The sequence below is a fragment of the Petrotoga halophila DSM 16923 genome (assembly GCF_002924615.1).
Genome location: NZ_JALY01000063.1, coordinates 1 through 6,939, shown reverse-complemented (window position 1 = coordinate 6,939; position 6,939 = coordinate 1). Strand labels below are relative to the sequence as shown.

Below are 6,939 nucleotides of genomic sequence, written 5' to 3'. Positions count from 1 at the left end.
TCCATTGTGTTTATATTTTCCTTCTCAAAATAAACTGGGATGTTCTTGTCTTTAAGCTGCCTTATGTACTTCAGGCAGTCCAGCGTGTTTCTTGCAAAACGGCTGATAGATTTCGTAATTATCATATCGATTTTGCCCTGCATACATTCTTCTATCATCCGGTTAAATTCTTCACGCTTTTTCGTGTTGGTTCCAGTAATCCCTTCATCCGCAAATATGCCAGCTAACTCCCATTCCGGATTGCTTTTAATGTAGTTTGTGTAGTGCTCAATTTGCGCTTCATAACTGGTTGCCTGCTCCTCGCTGTCCGTAGAAACACGACAGTAAGCTGCTACTCGAAGCTTAGGCATTTCCTCGGCCTTTGCACTATTTCCAATTCGCTTACGGGCGGGAATTACCGTAACATTCCTGTTTGTCATCTAAAATCACCTCGCTCTTAATAAGACTATAAGCATACTCTGCCTGCTGAAATGGATCATCGTATAGATTATCTGGCATTGAAGCATGAAACTTAAAATTCAGGTATTTCTTTTCATTTCCTTTATGTTCATAAATCCTGCCAAGCGCCTCAGCTCGCCTGCGTCTTTCCAGTTGTGCTTTTTCGAATGTGTCCTTGCTGATAATTGGCGGATAAAATTTGTCCTCAACATACCGTTTATCTGAAAGCATTCTTGCAACAGATGTGTGGTAGCGCTTAATACCTGCTTTTTGTGCCGCTTCGCTTAAAGAAAGCCCGGAAAGATAAGCCTCAAATAGTTTCTCAATCTTAACTGCTTCCTCTTCATTAATTACAGCCCTACCGTTTTGAATGATATATCCAAAAGGTATATGGCTCATCATCTCACCATCCTTTCCCTCAGGTTCAATCCACATTTCATTTTGAAACCTATTTCCTCCTGCGAAAACACAATGATTTCTTCAATAAAGTTCTCAAATATTTCACAATCAAATTTATCAATCTGCTTTTCAGCTTTCATTGCGAATTTAAGAAGTTTCTCGACTTCAACAAGAGCAGTCATTCCCCCATTAATTGCGCGGTTTATGGCTTCTTTTTGTTCTTTTAACAAGGCTGCTTCTTTGCTCAGCTCATTTTTCTGTGAATTAAAAAGAGCGGGTTCCAGGTATCCTTTGGCCATAAGTCCCATAATCACCTGTACCCGCTCTGTATTTTCTTTTATTTTAGTTTCCAGCTCCTGAATCTTAGTTATGTTATCTGAGTAATTTGTTTTCTTTAAGCTTTGCAGCAATGGCCTTAGAATGAACTTATGTCCGAAAATAAGCTTATTCATCATAACAACAAAAGCCTGATGGATCCCATCCTCTCTGACAAATTTCATTGAACAAGCCGAAGCGTCTTTTATATGCTTTGTGCAGCACCAGGCAATGTATTTATGATTACCACTGCCATGAATTCGACGCTTAAAACTGCTGCCACATTCTGCGCATTTGATTTTCCCCGAGAAAGGGTAGCGGTTTTGATATTTACTGCTTCCCTTGATTACGCCTTTTTCTTTACCTCTTTGCTTTAATATCTCTTGGGCAGCTTCAAATTCCTCATGGGATATAATGGCTTCATGATGATCCTTTATCATGTATTGATCCTTTTCACCACGATTATAATGCCGCTTAAAATTCTCATCTGTATATGTTTTTTGCAGAAGGACATCCCCGGTATATTTTTCATTGCTAAGGATACCGCGGATAGTGGTCGCTGTCCAGTGTGAACCTCTCTTTGTTGGGATTTTATCCAAATTTAACCCATCTGCAATTTTCTGTGTGCCTTTACCAGCCAAAGCCTCGGAAAAAATCCGCTTTATGATTTCAGCCTGTTCTTTATTGATAAATAGCTTTCCATCCACATAATCGTAACCATAGGGAGGATACGAAATTTTGTATGTTCCGTTTTGGAACCTACGTCTGATAGACCACTTACTATTTTCTGCAATGGATAATGACTCGTTTTCTGCAAGACTGCCCAAAATTGTCAGCACCAATTCGCCTTCCATGCGCTGTGTGTTTATATTCTCTTTCTCGAAATAGATGAAAACACCGAGATCGGTAAGTTTTCGCACCATTTCAATACAGTCGGTTGTGTTTCTGGCAAATCTGCTGACCGACTTGGTTATAATAAAGTCAATTTTTTTGTTTTCGCAATCTGCAAGCAGTCTCAAAAGTCCAGTTCGGTTTTCCTTTTTTGTGCCTGATATGCCTTCATCATAATAAATCCCTGCAAATTCCCAATCAGGATTTGCTTTTATATAGGATTCATAATGGTCCTTTTGTGCTTCCAGGCTTGCCATTTGCTCATCACTGTCTGTTGAAACCCTGCAATAAGCCGCTACCCTCACCTTTGGCTTGAAAGCTTGGAGAGCATTGTTTCCATCAATCCTTGTTACCTTTCTCACTGTTTTCACCTCCTTTGGGCATGTGACATGTTACCTCTGTGTGCCGCTAATAGCAAGCTAATTAGGCCATAAGCTGTGCATACATCGGCGAGAAAGTTTTGCGGTTCAACTTGTCGATTTTGTTGAATTCTTCTTCTGAAATCAGTCCCGCCTTAAGCATCTTTTGCAGGATTTTATATGCCCGCCAGTAATCAACCTCTCTTTGAATTTCCTCCTGTGTTATCTTTGAATAGTTCGTTTCCTGCGGGTTATATGGTAAATGATTAGCCGCCTCTATCATTCAAGCACCTCCTATAAAAACTTAGGACAGCCGCGATTGGCTGTCCTTTATCGTTATTCCGGCAATTTCAGAACTTGTCCGGGGTAAATAGTATCTGAAGTCAGACCATTGAGTTTCTTAATCTCCGGATATCTTGTTCCTCTACCGAGTTCTTTTTCCGCTATTCTCCATAAGGTATCGCCTTTTTGCACTGTATAGGTTCTATTGCACTTGTTATCAGGAATGCTGTTTACAATTACAAGGTTTTCTTTTGCTACCCAAGTGTTTATGCCTGCAATCTCTTGACCGCCGGATTTCTTAACCTTTTTGCCAAGCAAAACACATTCTTTGCCGCCTTTTATGACCGGCTTGCCTTTGTATAAAGTCTGTGTGACCCTGTGGTAATAGTCATTTTTGACCCACGTTGGAACTTCCACACTGCCGGGGTAGTAATTCTTTACACTGACCTTAAACTCCACCATATCTCCAATTCCAATATCAGTATTGATATCTGTACTGTTCTCCAGCGCTTTTTTTACTGCTTTACGGAAAGTGTCCATATTCTCCCCATGCTTGGGAAACCAGTGCATCACATCAGCATGGTTGCTGGCAATACCGAGCTTATATCCTTCGGAGTGGCAGATGATGTCATTCTCATTAAGACCGTACTTCTTGCAGAGCATAACGCAGAGTTCAACAGCATTCTGCCACGCTTTACGGAAATAATCTTCCTGCTTTGCTGCATCATAACCCACCATTACCGACCCGGATTTATACGAAAACCCAGCAGGCTCACAGATTTCAAAGCCAATATGGGTATTGTTGGCTGCTCCTCCCGCATGCCACCTGCGATGATCCCAAGGCAGGTATTGCCAAACCTCTTTATCGTCTACAAAAGCGTGAACACATACCTGCCTATTTATATCGCCGGCCTTGTAAGATTTGTTCCAACGGGAAAACCACTCAGCCGCCATTACGCCCGGCACAGCCGTCGAATGTACCATGATTCCTTTAGGCGTGATTTTCCGACCTGCCGTATAGCAGTCGTTTCGCGTCATGTACTTTGTAAAAAGCTTCATTTCTTCTCATCCTCCTCAATTGAGCGGCCATGCAGTTGTTCCAGCGCGTTCTTCAGCTTTTCAGGAATGGGCAGTCCTATATGTGCTGCATTTTCCAGTATTGAAATGCCCTCGTTGCTCAAGTAAAAGAAGATGACCGCTGTCCGGATTGCCCCGCCGCTTACGAGCACCTGGCTGTCGATGATGTGTCCCACACCCACCAGCACAAAAATAAGCACCTTCTTGAAGATGCCCTTGGCTCCGACTTCACTTGAAAGCTTTCTGTCTATAATGGCACACATCACGCCGGTCACATAGTCAATGGCCACAAAAGCGACGAGAGCATATAAAAATCCATCCAGCCCTCCAAGAAACCAGCCAAGAAATCCGCCAATAGCAGTAAAAACCGCCTGCCCCCAGTTCCATACTGTTTTCATTGTCTTAACCCTCCGTTCAACTTGAGTTTTGCATATAAAAAAACGCCCTGCCTTATAGCAAAGCGCTGAATTAATAAAACATCTAAACTATATTTGCTTCGGAAGCGCTTCCCACAGTCGCATATCCTCCTGTCCAAGCGACCAGATGGCTATGCCTCGCAGTTTCCACCGATAAGCCGCTTCATTTGCCCAGTAAACAAGGCTGTCTACATCCTGATAATACAGAATAGAAAAACCATCCGCATCTCCGAGGAAGAGACGGGATATCCAGATATTGATGTCTTTCGGTATAATCTTTACTTTATAGTCATTACCGCAAGAAAGCGCCAAAAGTTGTGAGTGGAAAAAGTCATAGTCCATCGAAATGTCCTCACTGCGAGTTACCGATTCCTCCACATCGCTATTTACTGAAAACACCTGAAATTCATCATCCCACGTGACACCAGTGCGAGCAAGCCTGCCAAAGCCGGTTATAGTTCCATCCGGAAGCTCCACATCAAAACACTCGTATGGTTCATATACCCACGCATCGCCCAGCCGCAGCAGCTACATCTGTTCAAGACCTTGAAAGAAATCGAGGAAGAATTTAAGGTCGTACAGAAAGTACCTTATAAGTTTTCCTATCGGTTCGAGGACGATTCTGGTAAGCAATCTAAGATGATGATCGAGGATTGGGAAATCGGTATGCTGTATTGGAATTGTCTGAAGAGAGCAAATAAAGACGAAGCTGTGGCAATCGCAAAGGTCAAGGAAAAATGCTTCGATTGGTTCTTGACACGGGATTTGTACTTCTTCCTAGGAACAACAAAGCAGTTTCACAATGTATCTCCTAACCCGTTCATTATTATCGGTGTCTACTACCCACCGAGATAAGTTACCGTAAAAACCGCTTTACCAATTTTACGGTGGCAAAGTAGTATCTCTGCAAAATGCTTTCCTTTCGATGCGATTTACTCTGACGGTAAAACAGTTATTGTCCTTAGTGGGGAAGCCAAGACATCTTTGGTTGCTGCAATCCAAGAAAATTTTAAGAGCCATTCCTTGCAAGTCGGCAAAATTCAGAAAAATTCTACTCATTCCCCGGGGATGCTGGAGGTCTTTAAGAACAACAAGGATGTTTTGAACATACGGGTTCGCTCATTGACATTAGGTGCCTTGTGCTTGCTGGTAATTTTAATGAAGTTACAATACAAGGTGTAAATTTTTATGGGATATAGACTCGCCAAGTATTAAGGCTGAAGTTGAGTGCTTGTGAAGTGTAGGTAAATTCCTGGGTTGAGTGCCTATCACCTACTCAAGCCAATTAAATAGCATGAGCGGTTAGGGGAATTCTGCTGTAGAATAAAGAGAATAGTAAAGTGCAATCCGAAGGAAGGCTTATGAGGATAATTTCTGTTAAAATTTCAAATTACAGGAACATCGACGGCATATCCGTCTGCTTCAACCCGGACTGTAATTATATTGTTGGTGAAAACAATTTGGGCAAAAGTAACTTCTTATCTCTTCTTGACACTGTATGCAGTGGCAAGGGGTTTGAAGAAGCGGATTTTGCCAACTACGAAAGTCGAACTGGACATCAAATTGCTTCCCTACGAGCAGGGTTTTTTTGACGACAACTTCTGTTCAAATGATGCTTCCTTGCTGAAAATTCGTTATCTTCAGACCATCAAGGAAGCATATCCAACAATCGTTAACGAAGACTCAAACGAGAGCATACCGAAGCCGCTGATCAAAAAAATCAACTTTCTGAAGTACGAGACCACGTCTGTCCCAAGTAGAGAATTACGCCTTGATTCGCAAAAGGTAGCAGGACTTCTCATAAATGGAATCATCGAGCGATTTATTTCCGATAGTGTTCCAACATTTCTGAATGATGAGAAAGTGAATAAGCTGACGGATTTTATCAACAGTCATCTAGGCAAAATCCGCAGCTTCCACGACTACTTCATCAAGGCAACCATTGCCCCAAATCCAACAGAAATGCTGATGAGCCTTTTCTATCTCTCTGATGGTGATAGGAAAATTGAGTCGACAGGAAGCGGTGTCCAGTATCTGGCGATGGCTTCGATAAACATACTGCGCCAGATAATGGAGTTATACAGAAGTAAGTCCACTCCGTTTGAGGAACACCTATATAGCGACGACAAAGGCAAAAAACTGATGCCACTCGTATTGTCGATTGACGAACCAGAAGTCCACCTTCACCTGTACTTACAACGGTCGCTCATCGGCTACTACAAGAGAATTCTGCAGAATCAAGATGCTGAATTCACCGAGCTTTTGAAGAGTTGCTTTGGTATAGATGGCATAGACGGACAGTTAATTATCGTCACACACTCAACGGACGCATTGCTTGGGGATTACCGTAACCTTATACGTTTTTACAAGGAAGGTGATAAAACGGCGGTAGTCAGCTGTGGAGCGAACTGAGCAAAGTAAAAGCTTAAGTCTAAAACACTGATAAACAAAGGAGAAGGAAGGCATGTAGTGACACTTTTGAAAAACAGAGAAAGCAAAAAACGCCTTTTTGCTATTATTCATGCCTGTTTTAGAATTCTTACGTTTTTGTAACTGTCAAACTCAGGAAAATCATCGGTACAATCCTGTGTGGCGAAGATGGAAGAAGAGGATATCTCTACCATCTTGCGGTTGATAAGAAGTATAGAAGAAATGGGATAGGGAAAGAATTGGTAAACTTGGTTTTAAATAGTTTAAAAGAAAAAGGTATCATAAAATGCCATTTGTTTGTTTATTATGAGAATGAAATTGGTAAGGCATTT

9 protein-coding genes and 2 pseudogenes are annotated in these 6,939 nt (G+C 41.9%); 4 read left to right on the top strand and 7 right to left on the bottom strand.

The features are described from left to right. From AA81_RS03145 to AA81_RS03115, 7 genes and pseudogenes are all read right to left on the bottom strand, one after another. A partial coding sequence (locus AA81_RS03145) for a recombinase family protein (RefSeq protein ID WP_146050332.1) occupies window positions 1-419 on the bottom strand: 419 nt, incomplete at its 3' end. After that, on the bottom strand, window positions 382-837 hold the full coding sequence (locus AA81_RS03140) for a recombinase family protein (RefSeq protein WP_211292636.1): 456 nt from the start codon (window positions 835-837) through the stop codon (window positions 382-384). The genes AA81_RS03140 and AA81_RS03145, both read right to left, overlap by 38 nt. Then, window positions 837-2,405: a recombinase family protein gene (locus AA81_RS03135; protein WP_103898165.1), complete on the bottom strand. Its 1,569-nt coding sequence runs from the start codon at window positions 2,403-2,405 to the stop codon at window positions 837-839. Before AA81_RS03135 ends, AA81_RS03140 begins: the two co-directional genes overlap by 1 nt. A gap of 61 nt (window positions 2,406-2,466) precedes the next feature. Next, a complete protein-coding gene (locus tag AA81_RS03130) occupies window positions 2,467-2,685 on the bottom strand; it encodes an SHOCT domain-containing protein (RefSeq protein WP_059031384.1) in 219 nt (72 codons plus the stop codon). A gap of 53 nt (window positions 2,686-2,738) precedes the next feature. Further along, window positions 2,739-3,743 carry an N-acetylmuramoyl-L-alanine amidase gene (locus AA81_RS14680; RefSeq protein WP_012208272.1) on the bottom strand — a complete coding sequence of 335 codons (1,005 nt, stop codon included), beginning with the start codon at window positions 3,741-3,743 and terminating at the stop codon, window positions 2,739-2,741. Next, window positions 3,740-4,159, bottom strand: a complete 420-nt coding sequence (locus AA81_RS03120; protein WP_012208271.1) for a phage holin family protein — start codon at window positions 4,157-4,159, stop codon at window positions 3,740-3,742. The genes AA81_RS14680 and AA81_RS03120 overlap by 4 nt, the downstream gene beginning before the upstream one ends. An 87-nt stretch (window positions 4,160-4,246) precedes the next feature. Continuing rightward, window positions 4,247-4,705: pseudogene (locus AA81_RS03115) on the bottom strand (glycosyl hydrolase family 18 protein); the annotation flags it as partial. Window positions 4,706-4,723: 18 nt separating this feature from the next. Between AA81_RS03115 and AA81_RS15020 the strand changes: the two are divergent. The 4 genes and pseudogenes from AA81_RS15020 to AA81_RS03095 form a co-directional block, all read left to right on the top strand. Further along, entirely contained in the window at window positions 4,724-5,032 is a 309-nt protein-coding gene (locus tag AA81_RS15020; RefSeq protein ID WP_012208269.1) for a DUF8757 domain-containing protein, read from the top strand. 506 nt (window positions 5,033-5,538) lie between these two features. Beyond that, window positions 5,539-5,769 (top strand): AAA family ATPase, encoded by a 231-nt coding sequence (locus AA81_RS03105; protein WP_146026685.1) that lies wholly within the window; start codon window positions 5,539-5,541, stop codon window positions 5,767-5,769. Further along, complete coding sequence (locus AA81_RS03100; RefSeq protein WP_041534021.1) at window positions 5,708-6,589, top strand: AAA family ATPase; 882 nt, start codon at window positions 5,708-5,710, stop codon at window positions 6,587-6,589. The genes AA81_RS03105 and AA81_RS03100 overlap by 62 nt, the downstream gene beginning before the upstream one ends. Before the next feature lie 137 nt (window positions 6,590-6,726). After that, window positions 6,727-6,939, top strand: a pseudogene (locus tag AA81_RS03095) (GNAT family N-acetyltransferase); the annotation flags it as partial.

Bases quoted from the DNA above. Each gene is read 5' to 3' on its own strand.
- AA81_RS03140 (WP_211292636.1), bottom strand. From the start codon at position 837: ATGAGCCATATACCTTTTGGATATATCATTCAAAACGGTAGGGCTGTA.
- AA81_RS03120 (WP_012208271.1), bottom strand. From the start codon at position 4,159: ATGAAAACAGTATGGAACTGGGGGCAGGCGGTTTTTACTGCTATTGGC.
- AA81_RS03130 (WP_059031384.1), bottom strand. From the start codon at position 2,685: ATGATAGAGGCGGCTAATCATTTACCATATAACCCGCAGGAAACGAAC.
- AA81_RS14680 (WP_012208272.1), bottom strand. From the start codon at position 3,743: ATGAAGCTTTTTACAAAGTACATGACGCGAAACGACTGCTATACGGCA.
- AA81_RS03105 (WP_146026685.1), top strand. From the start codon at position 5,539: ATGAGGATAATTTCTGTTAAAATTTCAAATTACAGGAACATCGACGGC.